At 45.1% G+C, this 21,928-nt stretch carries 15 protein-coding genes; 8 read left to right on the plus strand and 7 right to left on the minus strand.

All coding sequences use genetic code 11. The features are described from left to right. Positions 1-15 precede the first annotated feature (15 nt). Positions 16-1,164, minus strand: a complete 1,149-nt coding sequence (gene traF / locus BCU07_RS04660; protein ID WP_102428582.1) for a conjugal transfer protein TraF — start codon at positions 1,162-1,164, stop codon at positions 16-18. 265 nt (positions 1,165-1,429) lie between these two features. On the opposite strand from traF, the gene tyrR reads away from it, so the two are divergent. The 4 genes from tyrR to BCU07_RS04680 all read left to right on the plus strand — a co-directional run bounded on the left by tyrR (position 1,430) and on the right by BCU07_RS04680 (position 4,690). Continuing rightward, on the plus strand, positions 1,430-2,974 hold the full coding sequence (gene tyrR, locus BCU07_RS04665) for a transcriptional regulator TyrR (protein WP_102428583.1): 1,545 nt from the start codon (positions 1,430-1,432) through the stop codon (positions 2,972-2,974). Between the two features lie 18 nt (positions 2,975-2,992). Then, positions 2,993-3,580, plus strand: coding sequence for a ribosomal protein S5-alanine N-acetyltransferase (gene rimJ, locus BCU07_RS04670; RefSeq protein ID WP_065584184.1), 588 nt, complete (start codon positions 2,993-2,995; stop codon positions 3,578-3,580). Between the two features lie 152 nt (positions 3,581-3,732). Beyond that, positions 3,733-4,206, plus strand: a complete 474-nt coding sequence (locus BCU07_RS04675; protein ID WP_017060433.1) for a DUF2947 domain-containing protein — start codon at positions 3,733-3,735, stop codon at positions 4,204-4,206. Positions 4,207-4,474: 268 nt separating this feature from the next. Further along, a complete protein-coding gene (locus tag BCU07_RS04680) occupies positions 4,475-4,690 on the plus strand; it encodes a hypothetical protein (protein ID WP_012604204.1) in 216 nt (71 codons plus the stop codon). A 171-nt stretch (positions 4,691-4,861) separates the two neighbouring features. On the opposite strand, the gene BCU07_RS04685 is transcribed toward BCU07_RS04680, so the two are convergent. The 3 genes from BCU07_RS04685 to BCU07_RS04695 form a co-directional block, all read right to left on the minus strand. Beyond that, on the minus strand, positions 4,862-7,702 hold the full coding sequence (locus BCU07_RS04685; protein ID WP_102428584.1) for an Hsp70 family protein: 2,841 nt from the start codon (positions 7,700-7,702) through the stop codon (positions 4,862-4,864). Positions 7,703-7,855: 153 nt separating this feature from the next. Then, a complete protein-coding gene (locus tag BCU07_RS04690; RefSeq protein WP_102428585.1) occupies positions 7,856-9,814 on the minus strand; it encodes an Hsp70 family protein in 1,959 nt (652 codons plus the stop codon). Continuing rightward, the gene (locus BCU07_RS04695; RefSeq protein ID WP_017060436.1) at positions 9,814-10,446 is read right to left on the minus strand and encodes a DUF2760 domain-containing protein; all 633 of its coding nucleotides are present in this window, start codon (positions 10,444-10,446) and stop codon (positions 9,814-9,816) included. The genes BCU07_RS04690 and BCU07_RS04695 overlap by 1 nt, the downstream gene beginning before the upstream one ends. A 350-nt stretch (positions 10,447-10,796) precedes the next feature. Here BCU07_RS04695 and BCU07_RS04700 point away from each other — a divergent pair, with 350 nt between their 5' ends. Continuing rightward, the gene (locus BCU07_RS04700; RefSeq protein ID WP_102428586.1) at positions 10,797-12,335 is read left to right on the plus strand and encodes a sensor domain-containing diguanylate cyclase; all 1,539 of its coding nucleotides are present in this window, start codon (positions 10,797-10,799) and stop codon (positions 12,333-12,335) included. Between the two features lie 87 nt (positions 12,336-12,422). Beyond that, the gene (locus BCU07_RS04705; RefSeq protein ID WP_017060438.1) at positions 12,423-12,953 is read left to right on the plus strand and encodes a 3'-5' exonuclease; all 531 of its coding nucleotides are present in this window, start codon (positions 12,423-12,425) and stop codon (positions 12,951-12,953) included. A 122-nt stretch (positions 12,954-13,075) separates the two neighbouring features. On the opposite strand, the gene BCU07_RS04710 is transcribed toward BCU07_RS04705, so the two are convergent. The 3 genes from BCU07_RS04710 to BCU07_RS04720 form a co-directional block, all read right to left on the minus strand. Beyond that, entirely contained in the window at positions 13,076-13,525 is a 450-nt protein-coding gene (locus tag BCU07_RS04710) for a TerB family tellurite resistance protein (protein ID WP_102428587.1), read from the minus strand. 153 nt (positions 13,526-13,678) lie between these two features. Beyond that, complete coding sequence (locus BCU07_RS04715) at positions 13,679-15,706, minus strand: hypothetical protein (protein WP_102428588.1); 2,028 nt, start codon at positions 15,704-15,706, stop codon at positions 13,679-13,681. A 101-nt stretch (positions 15,707-15,807) separates the two neighbouring features. Beyond that, a complete protein-coding gene (locus BCU07_RS04720) occupies positions 15,808-16,260 on the minus strand; it encodes a hypothetical protein (protein ID WP_102428589.1) in 453 nt (150 codons plus the stop codon). An 81-nt stretch (positions 16,261-16,341) separates the two neighbouring features. Between BCU07_RS04720 and BCU07_RS04725 the strand changes: the two genes are divergently transcribed. Together BCU07_RS04725 and hrpA are read left to right on the plus strand one after the other, a co-directional pair. Continuing rightward, the gene (locus BCU07_RS04725) at positions 16,342-17,670 is read left to right on the plus strand and encodes a MipA/OmpV family protein (RefSeq protein WP_102428590.1); all 1,329 of its coding nucleotides are present in this window, start codon (positions 16,342-16,344) and stop codon (positions 17,668-17,670) included. 198 nt (positions 17,671-17,868) lie between these two features. Then, positions 17,869-21,912: an ATP-dependent RNA helicase HrpA gene (gene hrpA / locus BCU07_RS04730; protein WP_102428591.1), complete on the plus strand. Its 4,044-nt coding sequence runs from the start codon at positions 17,869-17,871 to the stop codon at positions 21,910-21,912. Positions 21,913-21,928: the final 16 nt, after the last annotated feature.

Here is a 21,928-nt window from a genome sequence, read left to right on the forward strand (position 1 = left end):
TTCTTTTGGCAGAGACTAAAAATGCATGATGAGCTGAGCAGAAGCCCCGTAGTTATTATCTTTGCCTACTTGTGCCGCTAAATCGAATCCAAAGATACCGAATGGTTTAAAGCCTAAGCCTACAGTGGCTAGGTCATCTGCATAGTTAGTTAAACTATGCATATAGCCTAAACGAAGTTGAGCCCAACTGAATGCATCAAGCTCAGCGCCCACTTTTGCATACTGAGTTTTGTAGTCGTACTCTTTAAAGTGCTTGACGGCGTTTAAATCAATATCCGCTGTAAGGTTGTACCACGATTTATCATAGGAAATACCTAATACATATTCTGGTTCAACAAGTACCGTTGCTTTTTGTCCCATGTGAGTTTTAGTTTTTAGCTTTTGTGACAGGAGGTTCTTAGCAGACAACCCAATAATGGTGTTATCTCCCCATTCATAAGCAGCACCAAAATCTATGTTGAATGCGGATTTTTCTACGTAATCCTCTTCAATATCAAAGTCGTCATCTAAATCATCCAGTGTTTCAACGTAGTTCAGACCATAAATTCGTTGGTATTTGGGTGAAATACCCAACATAAAATCGTGTTCTTGAAAAGTAAATGTATCAGCAAAAGTAAAACCTACATCAACAATTGCTATACCAACCGCTTGACCACTTGAGAGCAGTTCTGAATCTGTAGGGTTATCATTTTGTAAGTCATCATCATTCACATTGAATCTAGCAATGGTGGCTACTTGAGATTTAATGAAGAAGTTGGTGCTCAGGTGTTTATTTGGAATAGCGAATACTGTACCTAGATTAGCTTCTACGTTTAAGTTTCCGTTATCTAGTTGTTTTAAAGCTTTGCGCCATTCCTCTAATAGTTCTTCATTCCCGGGATCAAATTGCAATCGTTCATCAATATCTTGGAAGTGATCCAACTTGTCGATCATGTCATCTGCATCATGAACCCTTGCTCCGAGAACGGGAAGAATTAACCCAAAGTTATCTCCTTCTTTATAACGAGCCGCTAAAGCAGGATTATGAAAACTGGATGTTAGGTAAGAGGCTGACGCAGCTCCAGTGCTGCCCATGCCAACACTTCTTGTATCGAAAGAAGTCATTGCAAAACTAGACGCAGAGAAGGTACTGATTATTGTGAGGAATAGTTTAGAGTATTTCATATTTAAGCCGATGTTTTTATACGGAAGAATATAGGCTATGGGTGATTTGACTTTAGTTCCATAAAATAACCATTTATAAAGTAAGGGGATGTTGCGAGGTGTTACGGTTGGAAATGTTGATAAGTGTGGTGAATGGTTTTAGATCTTTCTAAGGTGTTGATATCTAAAAATTGAATAGATATATGATAACTCTTCTTCTTGACTGAACTCAGAGCTTAATCCACACTACTGTCAACTTATCCTGACACCTATAATAGGACTATTTGTGCGTCTTGAAGTATTGTGTGAAGACAGACTCGGCTTAACGCGTGAGTTGCTCGATATCTTGGCCTCAAAAAGCATTGATTTAAGAGGAATCGAAATTGATGTTAAAGGTATTATTTATCTAAACTGCCCTGATATTGATTTTGATGCTTTTAGTGAACTTATGGCTGAAATTCGCCGAATTTCAGGTGTGAAGGATGTACGTAAAATCCAATTTATGCCAAGCGAAAGGCATAACACAGAGCTGATTGCTCTGCTGGCAAACCTACCTGATCCTGTGATTGCGATTGACCTTAAAGGCTCAGTCGATATGGCTAACCACGCCGCATTGAGCCTCTTCAACAAACAAGAAGATGAAGTCATCGGTGAACCGCTCGCGACGTTTGTTCCTAGTTTTAACTTTGCTCGTTGGATCGAAGGCGATGTAACGCGCCATCGTGAAGTTGTCGTGTTAGATGGCTTAGATTTCTCTATTGAGATCCTGCCGATTTACCTTGGTGGTGATGTCAACGAAGCGGTACTGGCAAGCGCAGTAATGACGATTCGTTCTTGTAATCAAGAGATGAACTCGCCAGATTCAATCCCAGAACAGAACAACCTGGGTTTTGAACACTTTGTTGGTGTCTCTAATCGCCATAAAGCCTTGATCAGCCAAGCTAGGAAATTGGCTATGCTGGATCAGCCTCTATTAATTGAAGGCGATACAGGTACGGGTAAAGAGATGCTGGCGAAAGCGTGTCATAACCGTTCAAATCGATCGTCTTTCCCATTCTTGATTCTAAGCTGTGCATCGATGCCTGATGACGTAGCGGAAACGGAATTGTTTGGTCATGCGCCGGGTTCATTCAACCATGAGCAAGGTCATAAAGGCATTTTCGAGCAAGCGAATGGCGGTACGGTATTTTTAGATGAAATTGGCGAGATGAGCCCGCATCTTCAAATCAAGCTGCTGCGTTTCCTACAAGATGGTTCATTCCGTCGTGTTGGTGAAGAAGAAGAGATGCACGCGGATGTTCGTATTATTGCATCAACGCGCCACCGTCTTTCTGAATTAGCCGACTCGGGCTCGTTCCGTGAAGATTTGTTTTACCGCTTGAATGTACTGACTCTGTCTATCCCTGCATTGCGTGAACGCTCAAACGACGTAGCGCCACTGTTGGAACTGTTCGTTGCAAAGTACGCGCAGCAGTTAGGTATGTTAAAACCAAAATTGACTCAAGAGTTAGTCGACCAGCTTGGTAATTACCAATGGCCGGGCAACATTCGTCAGTTAGACAACATGGTTCTACGCGCACTGACAGAGTTGGATTCAGACACGCTAACGGTTGAGCAATTCCACCTGCCACAGCTTGAAACCATGACTGCTGGAATGGCGAACTTGAGCTTAGACGGCTCGCTTGACGAGATCATGAAAGACTATGAATCTCAGATTCTAGAGAAGCTTTATCAGTCTTTCCCATCAAGCCGTAAGCTAGCAAAACGTTTGAATGTATCTCATACCTCAATTGCGAATAAGCTTCGTGATTACGGTATCAGAAAGAACTGATCGAATAAGAACAAGATTATGGAAGATTTGAGTACACCAGAGCGCATTTATAAGCATGATGGTAATCTGATTCTACGCACGGCTGAAATCGATGATGCTGGCATGATCAGCGAGTACTTTCAGGTTAACAGAGAGTATCTGAAACCTTGGGAACCGATTCGCGAAGACGCGTTCTTTGATAGAGCGAGTTGGGCGCAGCGACTGATCAAGTTAAACGAGCTTCATAAAATGGGGCTAGGCTATTACTGTTTACTGATTAACGCTGACTCTAATGAAATGTTAGGCACCATATCGTTCAGTAATTTGTCTCGTTTCCCGTTCTACGCTTGTAATGTCGGTTACTCATTGGCGCAAAGTGCACAGGGCCACGGTTACATGCGCAGAGGTTTGAACATGGCCAAAGACTACATGTTTGATGTGCAGAACATGCACCGCTTAATGGCGGGCTACATGCCTCACAACGAACGCAGTGCTGGTGTATTAGAACATCTTGGTTTTGTCCGAGAAGGTTTTGCTAAAGACTACCTACAGATTAACGGTAAATGGGAAGACCATATACTGACGGCATTAGTTAACCCAAACTGGGAAGATAGACGCGCTGTATAGAGATCAATAGTCATTAGGCGTAAGTACCAATTAAGCGTAAATACAGATTTAGAGGCAGTGACGACATAGATAAAATGAAACCGTCACTGCATCAAAAAGAACAGATAGGCATGGTAAATCCATCAGCCTGAGAAGATATTTGAGGAATTTTGATGTCATACACAACTTTGGACGAATACCAAAGAAAATGGATTTTCACACACCAGTCAATGCCGCTGCCGGCAGAGGACTTGGAAAAGATTAAGCCAATGACACAGGCGAGAGCATCTCAGTTCTGGAAAGAGAACGTGAGCCCTCAAAGCCCAGACGCAGAACGACTGAGCTCGCAAGACTGGCCAAGCAAAGCATCGAACTGGAATGAAGAGATCAGCTGGATGGCGCATTGGGAAGCGGATGAGCCTGAAATGCCAGAAGAGATTCTTAACTTTATTGATTGGCAAGATGACGTAACTGTTTATTTTTGTTATGAAAAGTACAATGTTCTTGAAACCAAATGGGCGATTTTCAAGAAGCATTGGAAGAACTTTTTGTTCTACGATGATGGCCCGATTTTAATCGGTCGTCGTCGTTCAGAAGCCCTTTGGTTTGCTACCAATGGCAAGGTGAAAATTGGTAACCGTGCTTAACCTCGGTGTGATTTAATCGAGCTAGTGCTGGTAATCCGAGCAACAGATAGATAAACAAAAAGCGAGCATCGAGCTCGCTTTTTTTGTGCCTAATGATCTTCGAAGATCATGGGGAAAGACCCACTATTTGAGCCCAACTAAAGGTGACCATATCCACTCATTTAAAGCGAGTGAATTACGAAATTGAGATCGCTATCTCATTGGGTTAGTTGAAGTTTCATGGGGTTGAGCTATCTTTATATTACTGCCTTAGTGGAGGTGAAGTATTATGATTTGGGATACTCTCGAACGTGTAAATAAACTTCGCAAGGAAGCAATGGAGGATCCAGAGTTTTTGGATTCAGCAAAAATGCATGAGGAATGGCTTTTAAGCGAAACTCATAATCAATCGAACAAAGGAGCAAAAGAGAAGAAACCGAAAAAACTATCTGACATTTATGAAAATACGGATTTTCCTATCAACCCAACTGGAACCAAACATTAACAATGATGAACTGCAACACGGCTAAGGCTCTTAACCAAAAAGCTATAAGTCGATTACACATACCAGCCTTAAGCCACCAATAAAAAAGCCACTTTCAACGAATCGAAAGTGGCTTTTTCTTTTCTTGCTAGCTTCTTTACCATTAGCAACGAAAGCTAATCGTTTTCAAACCTAGTTATTGATTAGGCTTAATCCGCTTGGTAACGCATCACCAAACACACGCTTAGATTCACTCTCAGAAAGCTCAGTCACTTCACTCACTAGTGTTAACCATGAGTCAGGTACCTTGCTTTGCTTAAGCTTCTCAATCACTTGATTGCGATAGTCGTCAGAGATATCAAACTGACGGTCACCGGTTTTTCGACAAATCATCACCGCTGCAAAGGCGATCATCTGCTCTTTATGCCAGTTCTGCTCAAGCAGTTTGGGTAACCATTGTTCAGCTTGTTCTCTAGGAATCACGCTGTGTTGGCTACCATACAAAGGTGTTCTTGAAGCCAATCGACCTAGCGCCCACCAGTGCGCTTGCTCAAACTGATTATGGTTAATCGCCTTGCTTAAGAACCAACTTGCCAGCAGCACTTTGTCTTCAACCTCAAGTTGCTCAAGTGACGCCGCTAAACGAACCATGGCTTCATAACCATTGTCTTGCGCATCTTTGGCTGTCTTAGGGTTCTTCATTGCACCTGGGTGAAGGTATTTAGCGATGTCCGCCAAGATACTCTCTTGCTGCTCTTGGTTTAGTCCACCGGCCACACGACGCCAGAATACCCACCAGTCTGTCCAGCCTTGGTGGTTCTTGAACTGAATGTTCTGTTGGTAAAGGCCCCAAATCTGTTCGATACGCCATGAGTCAGTCGGATCGCCAAAGCCAGGACGTAGCGAGTATCCCGCCAAACGTAGCCAGTTCTTCTCGTGTGCTTCTGAGCGGCGACGACGTTTACGACCTAATGAGAAGGTATCAAATAGATGACGAAGGGTCGTGAAGTCCCATTCATCGCGTTTACCTAGTCGCTTCTCAAGATCTTTCGATAGTGTTTTGATCTCTTTCGATTCAGCACTCTTCTTGTTGCCGCTGTACAGGCGAGAAATCAACTCCTTACACTCTTCCAATCTTGGGTGAAGCGCGGAGGTATCAGATTCATCGCCTTGCTTGTTTCTTACTTCAAACTCAAGCAACCAACGCTTAGAGTCATCTTCTATACTAACACACTCCATTTTCAATGTGCCGACTTCGGTTAACTGACAAGCGAGCAGTACTTCGACGCGTTCTTTTTGGTTGGCTTGAAGCTCTGCAGTACCAGACCCTTCCAGCGTAGAAATATAAGGTGGAAGAGGGGAGAACAAGTCGGCATCCACATTGACCATCACACCGTTTTGAATGGCGGTGTCATGAGCAATTTGATCGTGTGTTGAAGTCAGAAGATTAAATCGTACTGGCTCACCTAAAGTCAGCGAGAAACGACGGCTGTTCAAGCGTATCTCTTGGCCTTCTTCGGTTCCTTTGGCAAGCAGACAAAGCGCTTTACCCATCTTGTTTTTCTCTTGCAGATGCAAGAAGTAAGAACGGGCAGCACCGCCACCGATTTTCAGCTGTGCACCGCGGCGTGCTTTACCAAAGGCAACCGCGCCAAGGGCAACAGACCAATCTGGATGAGGGTTATCAAGCACTGTGATAGGAGAACCGTTCCAGTTGCCCAGTAGCTGAGTAATTCGCTCTGTTACCAGTTCACTGTTAAACACACCACCATTGAGCAGCACGCCAACTGGAATTGCAGGTTTGGTGTCATCGAACTCAATATAGTCTGAGTTTTCCAATGCGGCTTTAGACACTTGTTGGTGCGTTGCTAGGAATTCTGCAACGTGCTTACTCACCGCAGGGTCAGCCACGTAAGGCAGACCAAACTCAACCACAGCACTGCGGCGTTTGTCGGGTGTTTCAGTAAACTCAGAAAGCGGGAAGAAACCTTCCAATGCGATTTGATGGACTTCTTGTTTAGTTAAACCAATACTCTTAGTACCGCCAAGCAGTTTTGAACCGCTGCCCAGCATGGTGATCTTTACATCATCGGGCGCATTGGCAGAAAGCAGGCTCTCTTTTGCGGCGCGAGTCTGTTGAATCAGTTTGGTTAGGCTAGAGGCATTCAGCTTTTTGTTTTGATTGAAGCGTTGCTCTGCAAGGTGGGCAAGGGCTAAATCGAGGTTGTCACCACCGAGCATCAAGTGTTCACCAACACCAATACGGTCGAGTGCGAGCTCGTTATTACCGTCGCTGTTCGCATCGAATTTGGCTTCAATTAAGCTTAAATCGGTGGTACCACCTCCAACATCACACACTAGAATCAGTGGGATTTGTTGAAGTTCATCTGCTGCGGTTTGTTGGTGACGGGCATACCAGTCATAACAAACGGCTTGCGGCTCTTCGAGTAATAGAATCTTACCTAAGCCCGCCAGTTCTGCGGCTTCGAGTGTTAGCTTACGTGCTGTCTCATCGAAGGAAGCAGGAACGGTAACCACAACATCTTGGTCTTCCAGCTTGTTGCTCGGGTTACGGTAGTTCCATGCTTGGCGAATGTGGTTGAGGTAGCTTGCACTCGCCACAACTGGCGAGACTTTATCGACATCAGCTGCGCCAGCCCAAGGCAGAATGTCGGAGTTACGATCAACCGCTTGGTGTGATAGCCAACTCTTAGCACTCGATACTTGGCGGCCTTCAACCTTAGCGCCTAATTCACGAGCCCATTCACCGACGATAACGTTCTTAATATCGCCTTCAACGGGGCTTGGTTCCCACGGCATCGTCAGGTCAGAAGGGGAGATTTGACCTTGTGCTGGGTGGTAACGAAAGGATGGAAGTAGGGGCTTGCGAACCACTTCACCGGGGCCGATGAGTTGGTCAATATCGAAAAGAGAAACGGGAGCATGTTGTAGGTCGTCGTTGATTTCACAGTAAGCGACAACCGTATTGGTTGTACCTAAGTCAATGCCGACTAAAAAACGAGGAGTTGCCATACAAAACCTTATTCTTCCAGAGTGATGACCAGTTTTTTGATAGCTTTGGTCTTATTGTTGTTATTCGTAAACGTCATTCCTGAGAAACAGGCAGGACTAGATTGAGAAATGCATTGATAAAGTAACGGCACCCGCTAAGGTGCCGTTGATTCATTATGCTTGTTCGTTTGAGTCGTTATTCGAGTCTTCACGAACATCGAACTCAACGTGCCACTTCTGACCGTTGTCAGTAGCAATCGCTTCTAGGTGTAAGGTGCCTAGCTCAGTAACGCGAGAAGCCAAAGTCACTGGAACCACTTCACCTTCGCGACGGCCTTCAGAAACCGGCAATGTCACTTGGATTTCAGGAAGCTCATCAAGCTCTTCAGGCGCCCAGTGATCAAGGTGCGTACCCGCTTCATCTTCACGACGAATGGTTGAACCGAAGAACTGGAAGTGTACTGGCTGACCAATCACTAGACCGAATTCTTGGCTAGGTACTTGTACGCTTGAACCTTCTTCCATACCAAATGGTGCAACACACAAAGCTTCCATCGGAGGAGCCATACCTGGGATAGCTGGCATCGCGCTTTCAATTCCTACGTAGTAAGAAGAAGCGATACCACCGCGGATACGAACGCCTTGGCCACGACGAACTGCGCCGTAGTATGAAGCGCCACTTGCAACCGCTAGGTCTAAATCTAAACCTGAAAGCTGTTTTGCGAACTCTTCGTCAGCATTGATCAACCATTCGTTGATCGTATCTGAAAGACGATCAGCAAGTAGGTTCGATTTTAGAACACCACCATTGAACAGGATTGCTGTTGGCTTGATGAAGTCTGCCGCTGGCGCTTCTGACCCTTGCGTACCGGGCATACCGGGCATGTTTGCAAACGGGTTGAAATCTTGCTGAGCCGTTTCGCTATTTCCAGAAAGCGCGTTCGCTTGCTTAGAAAGGAATGCGGCAATGTGACGAGTAATACCTGCGTCTTGAGCGTAAGGCAGACCCATTTGAGTCAGTGCGCCACGCGTCTTTTGTACAGGGTGCTCAGTTACAGCAACTTTAGGGAAGAAGCCGTCCACTAATGTTTGTTGAACTTCTTGCTGAGTCAGTTCTGTTTTCAGTGTTGCGCCAAGCAGTTTAGAACCACGGCTTGGAACAACGATAGGCACAGATTGCAGTTCAGCATCGTTAAGCAGTGCTTCTTTCGCATCACGACATGCGTGAGTCATTGCTTGAACCTGCCAAGGAGCCAGTTCTTTGCCTTCTTGCGCCAGTTTCATCTTCAAGCGGTAAGCCAGTGCTAAGTCCATGTTGTCGCCGCCAAGTAGGATATGTTCACCTACTGCGATACGGTTCAGGCTTAGGTTGCCGTCATCTTGTGTTACTTCAACTAACGAAAGGTCGGTTGTACCACCACCGATATCGACAACAAGAACGATGTCACCAACGTTTACTTCATCACGCCATGTGTCGTTGCTGTTATCAATCCAGCTGTACAGAGCCGCTTGTGGCTCTTCAAGAAGCGTTAGGTGAGTGAAACCAACATTACGTGCAGCTTCTGCTGTTAGGTCACGAGCCGCAGGATCAAACGAAGCTGGAACCGTGATCGTTACATCTTGGTCTGCCAGTTTGTGTTCTGGGTTTGCGTGGTTCCATGCGTCTTTAAGATGCTCAAGGTACAATTCAGTTGTCTTAAGCGGAGATACTTTTTCAACTTCTCCAGGGCTGCCTGCAGGAAGGAAAGCATCGCGACGGTTAACACCACCGTGGCATAACCAAGATTTTGCACTTGCTACCAAACGGATAGGGGTTTTAGAACCAAGGTTACGAGCAATTGCACCCACTAGCGCTTTTGGCTCTGAAGACCAAGGAAGAACGCGAGAGCCCGCATTCATTTCATGTTCGTGCGGTTGGTATAGGAACGAGCCAAGTTGGCTGCGAGTTTCTACTGTACCTGGCGCCGTCAGTTGAGGGATTTGCATCACCTCAACGCGAGCGTCTTCATTGCTTGTGTCTATGTAAGACAAAACGCAATGTGTAGTACCTAAATCGATACCAACACTGAACTTGGGTACCTGGTTTTGCTCTTGAGAAGATGGCTCTTGAGCTGAATGACTTTGGTGTTCCATTATAGCTCCACCTCTGCCGGTGCAATTACAGATGCATCGTAGTTTTCAGCAAGCTTAGGCAGGTTCATGTCAGTTGCTTTCCAACCTTTGTGAACTAGTGTGCCGTTGAATGGTGCATTGCCCGTTACGTTGCCAGTTAGGCGAATTTCTTGAGGGTTGAAACCTTCAGCGATAGTGATACGTGTTTCTTCATCTTCAGTGCGGATGTGAGACAGCGTTACGTAATCAGCCAATACTTTTTGACCGCCAGTGTGAATAACACGAGCTGCTGCGCCAACTTCTTCATCAGAGAATGACGTTAGGTCTTCTTTTAAGAAGTCGATAAGGCGCGCTTCTTGCTGCATGATAGACAGTAGCTGCATTGCAGAGTCTGTTGGTGCTGTAGCAAGCTTAGATTCAACTTCTACTACTTTTTCGATCACACGTTCAACTTCTACTACTTTCTCTACTTCGACAATTTTCTCAACTGGCTTTTCAACTTCAACGACCTTTTCTACTGGTTTTTCTACGACTTTCTCGACCACTTTGGTTTTACGAGAAACGGCAATTAGCAGTAGTAAAACGCTTGATGCAGTTAGGCCTGCGTGAAGCATATCAAACGTTTGTGGGATTAGGTTCAAATCAACGATCATAGTGATTTCTCTTTAAAATTGATTTAACGGTATATTCGTCGGTTTAAAGGAATATACAGGTTGGAAAGAAACTCAGTGGCATAAGGCCGAAATGGTCACTTTCAAGCTATAAATATGGGTGGATACTAGCATATTCAAGGCTTAAGGGCTTTATTTAATGTTTTCAATAAACTGGCTTTTTGGTGAGTTAGCTTGAAAGTTAATCGAGATTTGTTGGTTTATTAGCCGTAAATGTCCATGGGTTGTAAATAGTGTTAGTTTTATCCCATTGTGAGAGTCAAAGATAAATAGAGCCTAGCATTCCGGCAGTGTATACTTTCGACTCAAAATAACATCATATGGGAAGCTGTATGCCCCACACTACCGACCCTATAACAGGGTTGAAGAAACGAACTTTGCCGTTAGTTGTCTTTTTTGCCACATTTTTGATGACGGTGTTGTGTTTTGTTTTGGTTGCGGCGAATCAAAATAGGTCTTTGAATGAGAATCTGGATAGCTTTGCTCAGCATCAAACGCTCAGTTTAAAAGCGTTTATTGATAACGATGTCGCTTATATCGGTTCCGGTGCGAATTTTTTCTATTCTAATGATGTCGATAGTCGGGACCGATTTGATCGTTTTGCTCAGCAAACGATTAACGGCTCGAAAAGCCTGATCGGATTGCAGTGGATGCAAAAAGTAGCGGTAGAAGATATCGCCGAGCACACCGCCAAAATGAAAGCTCAATACCCATCCTATAGAATGTTTACTATCCCTAAACATGGGCCAAAAACTTATGGTTATGTCTTGGATGGCGAGCCCGTATTTATCGCGACAGATATTTATCCGAATGATCCAGTGAACAACGGTGTTTTGGGTTTTTACTCTTCTCGTGAGCGGTTTAATCTGGTCATTGAGAACATTAAAAAAACACGTGAAGCGAATATTTCAGACAAAGTTCGTCTATTGCAAGATGGTTTAGACAGCAACACACCTAAGAGCGGAATGTTGGTCTACCACCCTGTGTTTGATGGTCAAACGGACAATTTGTTAGGGGTTGTGATTGGTGTTGTTCGTACCACATACTATTTTGAGAAACTTCTGGCATCTACTGTCGGCGATATGGACGTTTATGTGCGTGTTACCGATAGCGGTTTTGAAGCTGAAGATGCCCCGATAATGTTCGAAACCAATGGTTATGAAGCGGTAACTGGGCAGCACATTACAAAGACGATTACATTAACTAACCGTGAATGGATTATCGACTTCAAGATAGATGCATGTATTTCATTTAATGGTTACTTAGTGTTGGCGGGAATCGGCATAGTTGGTACCACTATCTCATTACTGCTTGCTTATATTGTGAACCTGCAAATTCGAGAGAAAGAGCGCTTATATCGAATGATTGATGAAAGAACAGAAGAACTTCGCTTTCTTGCCAATCATGACAGTTTAACGGAAATTTATAATCGCCGAGCTTTTAATAAGATGCTTGGTCAATCGATACAAAGCGATAAGCCGTTTAGCTTAATAGTGTTTGATGTTGATAAGTTTAAAGAGATCAATGATAAGTTTGGGCACCCAGCCGGTGATGCGTTACTTATCCATGTGATTAAGGTTATCTCAGTGAGCTTGAAGTCTGGAGATAACCTATTCCGGATGGGAGGGGATGAGTTCGGTATCATTTCGAGCATCACTGAACATGACTCATTGTCTCGCTATTTAGAATGTATTTTAGATACGGTGAGTGAGTCTCATTGCGAGCATTCTGGCCAGCTATTGAGTTGCACTCTAAGCATCGGGGCTACCATCCGCACTAATGAAGACATTGAAGCGCTCCTTCAAAAAACTGACAGCATGTTATACCTAAGTAAGTCAAATGGCCGAAATCGAGTCACAATTGCAGGCTAAATGAGCACTTGATGCAACTGGGGTCGAGTTCTTTATTAGGCTCATGTACAATTTCACGAAATTTTTGACGAGAGAATTAGGCGACGTATGAATCACAATCGAGTGGTGTGTTTCGATTTGGAAATGTGCTGTTGGAGCGAAGACGGTGTAGGAACAACAGGGGAGATCATTGAAATTGGTCTTGCTGAGATCGATCTTGTATCTGGAACCATCGTGAAGCGCGCGCAATATTACGTTAAGCCCGAAAAAGACGAAGTCTCTCTATTTTGCGCCGAGTTAACGGGCATTACCCCTCGTAAAATCGAAAAGCAGGGTCGCCCATTAGAGTCTGTTATCAAGTCGATGATTAAGAACTTCGGTGGCCCAAAGAAAATCTACGCAGCGTGGGGACGCGACGATCTTATCTTACACAAAGAGTGTATTGAGAAAGGCATTGAACCTCCGTTTAGCGAGTTCTTAAACATCGCAACGCTTTACCGTGTTCAGAATCGCTTGAAAGACAAACGCATTGGTCACCGCGCTGCTCAAGAAGCCAAAAATATTGAGTGGGAAGGTCGTCAGCACTCGGGTTATGTCGATGCTTATAATCTTGCGAAACTCACATTAACTATGTTGTAGCTAAATTTTTAGCTCCTCTCAGCCCTGTTTAGTCAGCTTTCAGTTTACCGATTCAAAAAAGCGACCGGTTTCTTAACCCGTCGCTTTTATTTATTTCAGTTTCCAATTCATTATTTCAGGCACTAATTTTCGCCTAAAACACTTAACTTACTCTTGATGAAGTCACTGTGGTCAACGTAGAGCAGCTCCGCTGTTTTACGGATCACAGAATCTTCGATAGGGTCAATTTCCCCGTCGGCATGCGCTACTTCCCACATCGCTTTGATTAAGTCGATTCGCACTGGCTGAGATAGGTCTCTGAGTTGCGATGTAAAGTCATACAGCGATACTGATTGCTCTACTTTCGGCTCTGCTTGCGCGAGCAGTACCTTTGCTTGTTCTTCATCTAAATCCAGCAAACGCTGCAGAAGCTGTAGCTTAGCGACTCTTTCTGATTCATTGATCTGATGGTCGGCACCCGCGACTTCACACAACAAACTCGCGATGGCGATATTAGGTGATGTGCCTTGGTTTTTGCTTAGGTCCTGGCCTTCAATCAATTGTTTAAACATTGATGTGAGAGAATTGAACATAACGAGCTCCAGTTAAAATTTGTATCGAGTTCCGTAACGCTGATAGCTATCAACTATAACCATAAGCATAACTATTGGGTCTACAGAGTGTGATCGCAAGCGTCTTTACTAAAAACTGACATTACGGATACGCTAGCGATAAGGAGCATTTTATCAATCGGGCTCTGGGAAACGGGTAATTTTACCGTCGCCACTGAGTGTCGTGATCGATTGCGGTTTCCCATCAGTGTCTAGCCTCAATTCTCCAATCGCACTGCGGTTTGAAAGGCGATAGAAGGTCTGATTGTCAGGGCTTCGCTTTTCGATCTTCAAGCGTTTACGCTTAGTGAAGTAGTTCAAAACTGAGCGAGGGCTGTATAACAGGCGGTCCCATACATCGCAGAATTTAAGCAGCGGAGCAGGGAACTGATTTTTAATACCACTGCAGGTGATTTGATAGATGTTCGGGCTGTTGCGACGATACCTAAGCTTGATGTCATAAGCGAAGGAGTAGTGAACATCGCCAGAAAGTACCACGAAGTTGGTCGGTGTTTTGGTATGGGTAAAGATGCTGATCAGCGTATTAGCACTGCCCGGATGTGCCATCCAGTTTTCAGCGTCAATCACTAATGGCTTGCCGATTGTGGTCGCCATCTTTTGCAGTGTTTCAATAAACTTCACGCCAAACATCGGTGCAGCAGAAACGATCACCACTTTATCTTGATTCATTAACTGATGTTGAAACTCAATCAAGGCTTCCCAGTCCATTAAACCTGAAGGCTTGTTCATGCGTGACTCTGAACGCCAACGACGCGTACGAGTATCCAACACAATGACTTTGGGTGAGGTATCTATTGTGTAATGCCACTCTTCAAAGCGACTCAGCATCTCAATAAAGGCTTGATGCTTGTCTGGCTCGATGTTGCCAATAGAGTGAGTAGTCGCTGCATTGCCGGCTTCATTATGAGTTTGTTTACTAATGCGCGGTTGTTTAGTAATGAGCGGTTGAGCGACAAAAAGCTGTTTTGCTTGCTCGATAAACGTTTCATCGAAGCTCTCCGGTTTGTTACCCCAACCTTGACACATCCAGTAAGCCGCAAGGCCGTTACCAATGACTTGGGTCGCGAACTGGTTTTGGTCGACGGCATGCTCCCAACCCACGGTAAGGTTCCAATCATCCGTCACATCGTGATCATCGAAGATCATGTACGTTGGAATATGCGCGAACAGACGTTGCACTTGCGGTAAGCCAGCAATGAAATCATCCATGATGACGCTTTCATCACGCCATTGTTGCTGCTCAGTCGGTGTTAATTGGCGTCCACCTTGAGTGAAGTTATTCTCAATTAAACGCTCTCGATTGACGCATTGCCACAGTGTCGGAGACCAAACCAATAAGTACATCGCGATAAACTCAGACAGCGTGACCAAGTGGTTTTCACAATCGGTAGAGCTAAAAATCGGCACGCCACGGTTCGGGAATAACTTATCGAGCATGGATTCTGAAGCTGTGTGGTGCGGCAAATAGTGATGACGCTGGTATAAGTGGTATTCACTGTTATACAGAGCGTCACTGTTGTTGATTTGTTTAATTTGCGAGTCAGTCGGTAAGCTTTCGCCTACAAGGCCAAGCAGGTGAATCACTTGTTGAATAGCATCAAGTGTTGGGCCTGCCACATGGTCGGCGTAGATCTGATCGCCGCTCATCATCAGCATGTCGGGTCTTTCAGCGACGGTTTGATCGGCCATCTTGTTATCGGCTGCAACTAGGCTGTCTTTGCTTGGATGATGCGGGTTGCGGCAAGAGCCATGAAGAATGTAATCAGCTGAGGTCGATATCTTAAACTCAACGCGAGATTTACCGTTGTAAACAAGGTGAGGGGCGAGCTCTTTTAGTGAACCTGACTCTGTGTGAAAGTCATATTCAAGCAGCGTATTAGTCGGAAACTCACCTTGTAAGCGAATTAGCGTTATCCACGCATGTGTACCGATTTGAATCGAATCATGTTCTTCAAGCGATGAGGTATAAAACGGCTGGTCTTGTGCTGCTTCAGAATCGTCTATTTCTTGAGTATGAAGCTCGGCTCTGCCTGTAAGAGGCGAGCTGGTGGCTAACCAAAGTATTACTTCAGTCGCGGTGGTTTTTCTTAAAATGGGTCCGGCGAGTAACAGGGGAAGAGATGATGTCGTAGAGGGTTTCAATACGGTACCTAAAATCGTTGGTGGCTAGTCGTCGTGGTGTTCTTTTGTTTCGAGCTTGTTCGTGTCTGGCTTTGTGGTTCCAAGCGTTGATGCTTCAAATTCTACTGAGTCAGATTCTGTTGATTATGCTCTGCAATCTCAGGCTCTGTCGTTTCAGATTCTGTTGATTCAAGAACTTCGATAACTTCTGAGCTAGAAAGTTCATGGCCCATTAGAAATATTGCCAATAGGGCATCGGCTTTGGTCTTGGTATCGGAAGGCTCGTCTAATAACAGTTCGAGCTTTTCTCGAATCATAGCAATCTCGTGCTCAACAAAGCCACGGCCTTCTTCATCCCCTTGATTGTCTTCAGGGGCATTATCGAATTCAAGAAATAGCATGTCACCGTCTAGGTTGGTATCCACCAAACGCTCAGGCAACCACGCCTCACCCATAACAATATCTGGATCGGAATCTTTGGGTAAGTGATCTATAATGTTTTGTAATTCGGAGACTTTCACAATACTTTCATTTAACCGAGAATATTCTACATTGTAACGGTCAATGCCGAGCAAACCTAAAAATAGTTAGCCGTCATGGTTAATAAATGTCTAATCAGTAAAACAATATTTTTTTCAAAGAGTAATTACACAAGAATGAAGCTCAAATATTTACCGACTCTTCCTTCATCTGGATTGGTTTTACTAGGTAGCGCTTTCCTAAGTGGCATTTTCGTAAGTGCTAATGCGTGGGCCGCTGAAGAGCAAGAGTGGGGCATCGCTGCAATGTTCCGTACAGCAAGCATCCCTTATGACACGTCTGGTGGCGACCAATCGGTTAGCTCATTCGTACCGATGCTGTTTTTCAAGAACGATTATGTGTTTATTGACGGTACTGAGATGGGGGCATACCTCTATCAAACTGACGATGAGAAGTGGTCTTTCAATGCTATCTCTCGCATGCGCTTTATTGATATTCCTGCATCTGAGCAGAACGCGATTGAAGGCGATACGGCGGACTTTGGTGCTCAACTGACCTACCAACTTGATGATTCTTGGTCTGTCGAGACGGAGTTAATGAGCGACAGTGAATACAACTTCCACGGTAACTTACGAGCTAAAGCCAAGTATGAAACTGGAGATTGGGAGTTTTACCCGAGCGCGACGCTGCGTTATAAAAGTGCTGATTTCAACAGTGAGTATTACTCCGCATCTAATGAAACCATTGGTGCTGGTGTTGACTTAAATGTTGGTGTTGAAACGCGTTACCATGTGGTTTCTAACTTGTACTTATTGGGTTCAACCAGTGTGACTCGATTGGACGATAACGCTTACGATTCTTCGATTGTTGAAGACCGTTATCAGGGGGAATTGTACCTTGGCTTTGGTTTCTTTAACGACAAAGAGAAAGCGCCAAAACCTAAACTGAGCAATGCGCCTTACTTACGTGTCGCACACGGCTGGGGAACGCCATCCAATATTGGCGACATCATGAAGTTCAATAGAGAAAAAGACGAATACAACAACCAGTTGACCTCGTTCTTCTATGGACACCCATTAACTGATGAGATCTTCGGCTTGCCATTGGATATCTATTTAACCCCAGGTATTGCCCACCACTGGAGCTCAGACGTTCAATCAAGCAGCACCGAATACATTATCGCAATCAAAGCGTATTACACCTTTGATTGGCCAACTCAGTGGCGTGTTGGTGTGGCAGAAGGTATGTCTTACATCGATTCGATTACCTACATCGAAGGCTCTGAGATGGAGCGTAAAGGCTACACAGCCAGTCATCTGTTGAACTACTTAGACTTCTCATTCGATGTCAACGTTGGCGACTTGATTGGCAAGAATGACTTGAACAACTTATGGTTCGGTTATTCATTGCATCACCGTTCTGCAATCTTTGAAAAATCCTCTCAGTATGGTCGTATCAAAGGCGGTAGTAACTACAACACGGTTTACTTCCAATATGAGTTTTAAGCGCAGTTTTTAACGTTAGCTTTAAACCAGAGTTGACTAAGTACGAATTACATTTGACCGCGCTTTCATAGCTCCTGCGAGTGTTAGCGAGATTAATCAGCCTGATAGCTAAAGGTTTTCCCTTTGCTGTCAGGCTTTTTTGTTTGAGACTTGTGATATAATCGCGCGAGTTTAATAAGTACAAGAATAGGACACGCTTTGACTTCGTCTCCGGAAAAAGCAGATAACAACAAGAATGCAGCACAGCCAAGTTCTTCACAGAGCAAAGCGAAACTAAACCAAGCTGCATCGAAAAAATCTGCTGAACAATCAGCGAAAAACAACAAATCATCTCAGAATAGCCCAGCCTCTCTTCGTAAAGCGCTCAACGAATGTATGATGCGCGATCGCTTCCGTTTGAGTAAGCGAATTGCTGGTGCGAGTAAAATTAAGAACGAACAAGCTAAGCACGCTGTCTTTGATGAGATTGCGTTAGACATTGCTAAGTCAATGATGATGGCAACTCAGCGCGCGGCACAGAAACCAACGATTGAATACCCAGAAATTCTCCCGGTTAGCCAAAAGCGCGAAGACATCGCGAAAGCCATCGCTGAAAACCAAGTGGTTATCGTGGCGGGTGAAACGGGTTCGGGTAAAACCACTCAGCTACCAAAAATCTGTTCTGAGCTTGGCCGCGGCCGCTTTGGCTTAATTGGTCACACTCAGCCCCGTCGTCTTGCGGCGCGTTCGGTTGCGAACCGTATTGCTGAAGAGATGGAAACACAGCTGGGTGAGTTCGTTGGTTATAAGGTTCGATTCAACGACCAGATTTCTGACAATACCCAAATCAAACTGATGACCGACGGTATTCTACTGGCGGAGATTCAACACGACCGTTTCTTAAATCAGTACGACACCATCATTATCGATGAAGCGCACGAACGTAGCCTGAACATCGATTTCATCATGGGTTACCTGAAAGAGTTACTGCCAAAGCGTCCTGATCTGAAAGTGATCATCACGTCGGCAACCATCGATCCAGAGCGTTTCTCTAAGCACTTTAACAATGCACCGATCATTGAAGTGTCTGGTCGTACTTACCCAGTTGATACGCGTTACCGCCCATTAGGTGGTGATGAAAGTGATTCAGACCGCGACCAAATCGAAGGCATCTTTGAAGCCGTTGATGAGCTGTGTGATGAAGGCCTTGGCGATATCTTGATCTTCATGAACGGTGAGCGAGAAATTCGTGATACCGCAGATGCATTAAGTAAACGCAACCTTCGTGATACCGAAATTGTCCCGCTTTACGCGCGTCTATCGGCGGGTGAGCAGAACCGTATCTTCCAGTCTCATACTGGTCGACGCATCGTTCTGGCAACCAACGTGGCAGAAACCTCGTTAACCGTTCCGGGCATCAAGTATGTTATCGACCCGGGTACGGCGCGTATTAGCCGCTACAGCTATCGTACTAAAGTACAACGTCTACCGATTGAGCCAGTGTCTCAAGCGAGTGCAAACCAGCGTAAAGGTCGTTGTGGTCGTGTTGCAGAAGGTATCTGTATTCGTTTGTACTCTGAGGAAGATTTCGAGTCACGCCCAGAGTTTACTGACCCAGAGATTCTTCGTACTAACCTAGCATCGGTTATCCTTCAGATGACAGCGCTAGGCCTAGGCGACATTCAAGCGTTCCCATTTGTTGAAGCGCCCGATAAGCGCAACATTCAAGACGGTGTAAGGCTGCTTGAAGAGCTTGGTGCGATCGCCACCGTTGAACCGTCAGCGAACAAAAACAAGAACCACGGCGACGACAAGAAGAAGCTAACCGCGATTGGTCGTAAGCTGGCAAAACTGCCTATCGATCCACGTTTAGCGCGTATGGTAATTGAAGCGCCACGTAACCGATGCCTACACGAAGTGATGGTGATCGCGTCTGCGTTGTCGATTCAAGATCCGCGTGAGCGTCCATCAGATAAGCAACAATCGTCTGATGACAAGCACAAGCGTTTCTTCGATAAAGAGTCTGACTTCATCACGTTTGTGAACTTATGGGATTACATCAAGCAGCAGCAAAAAGCATTGTCGAGTAACCAGTTCCGCAAACAGTGTAAGCAAGATTACCTCAACTATTTACGTATCCGTGAATGGCAAGATGTGTACTTCCAAATTCACCAAGCAATGCGTGAGCTAGATACTAAGTTGAATACAGAACCGGGCAGCTACGATGGCATTCACATGTCACTGCTATCAGGTCTGCTTTCGCACATTGGTATGAAAGACCAAGAGAAGAATGAGTATCAAGGTGCACGTAATGCACGCTTCCACATCTTCCCTGCGTCTGGCCTATTTAAGAAACAGCCTAAGTGGATCATGTCTGCGGAGCTGGTAGAAACCTCAAAACTTTGGGGCCGTGTTATCGCGAAGATTCAACCTGAATGGATTGAACCGCTAGCGAAACACCTGATTAAACGCAGTTACAGCGAACCACATTGGTCGAAGAAACAAGCAGCGGTAATGGCACACGAAAAAGTGATGCTTTACGGAATCCCAATCGTACCTAAGCGCCTTGTGAACTACGGCGCGATTGATGCAACCGTCAGCCGTGAGTTGTTTGTACGCAGTGCATTAGTAGAAGGTGAGTGGGAAACCAAACACGCTTTCTTCAAGCAGAACCGTAAGCTTCTACAAGAAGTCGAAGAGCTAGAGCATAAATCGCGTCGTCGTGACATCTTGATCGACGATGATGAACTGTTCGATTTCTATGACCAGCGTGTTGGTGAAGAGGCGGTTTCTGGCCGTCACTTTGATACATGGTGGAAGAAGACCAGTCAGAAAACCCCTGAGCTGCTTAACTTTGAAAAATCGATGCTGTTCCGCGGTGATGCTAGCCACGTTACCGATCTGGATTACCCGAACTTCTGGCACCAAAACGGTATCAAGCTCAAGCTGAGTTACCAATTTGAGCCGGGTGACGATAACGATGGTGTAACGGTACACATTCCGCTGCCTATCTTGAACCAGATCGACCAGAACGGTTTTGATTGGCAGATCCCGGGTCTACGTCAAGAGCTAGTAATTAGCTTGATTAAGTCGTTACCTAAAACGCTACGCCGTAACTTTGTACCTGCGCCAAACTACGCAGATGCATTCTTGGCACGTGTGACACCGCTTGAAGCACCGTTACTGGATTCTCTTGAGAAAGAGCTACGCCGCATGACGGGTGTGGAAGTGGTACGTGATGACTGGAAGTTAGACCAGATTCCAGAGCACTTAAAGGTAACATTCCGCGCTGTAGATCATCGCAAGCGTAAGCTGAAAGAACAGAAAGATCTGCATGAGTTGAAAGAGAGCCTGAAAGACAAGGTTCAAGAAACGCTTTCTAAAGTGGCAGACGACGATATCGAGCAGCAGAACCTGCACACGTGGAGCTTTGGTGAATTACCAAAAGTCTACCAACAGAAACGTGGTGGCTACGATGTTAAAGCCTTCCCTGCGCTGGTGGATACCAAAGACAGCGTAGAGATCAAACTGTTCGAAACCGAGCAAGAGCAAATCTCGGCAATGAAATCGGGTCAGCGTCGTTTAATCTTGTTGAACGTGCCATCACCGATCAAATACTTGCACTCGAACCTGCCGAACAAATCGAAACTTGGCTTGTACTTCAACCCATACGGACAGGTACTCGATCTTATCGATGACTGTATCGCTTGTGGTATTGATAAGCTGATTGAAGAGAAGGGCGGTTTGGTTTGGGAACCAGAGCAGTTTGAAGCTCTGAAAGAACACGTACGTGCAGAGCTGGGTGATACCGTAGTAGAGATTGCTCAACAGGTTGAAACCATCCTAACCACGGCATTCAGCATCAGTAAAAAGCTGAAAGGACGCGTGGATCTTTCTATGGCATTCGCACTTTCTGACATAAAAGCTCAAGTAGAAGGTTTGATTTTTAAGGGTTTTGCCACAGAATGTGGGTGGAAACGCTTGCCGGATATTCTACGCTATATGAGAGCGATTGAACGCCGCATGGAAAAACTGCCAATTGACCCGAACAAAGATCGTCTTCACATGATCAAAGTTGAGTCAGTAATGAATGATTACAAAGAACTGCTGAATAAAATTCCAAAAGGGATCGCGGTTCCAGAAAATGTAAAAGAGGTGCGTTGGATGATAGAAGAGCTTCGTGTAAGCTTCTTCGCACAGCAGCTCGGTACGCCTTACCCAGTATCAGATAAGCGTGTTAAAAACGCGATTGATGCTTGCTAAAGGAATAAAGCTAGAC

Source organism: Vibrio sp. 10N.261.54.E10, from assembly GCF_002877735.2.
Lineage (GTDB): Bacteria > Pseudomonadota > Gammaproteobacteria > Enterobacterales > Vibrionaceae > Vibrio > Vibrio crassostreae_C.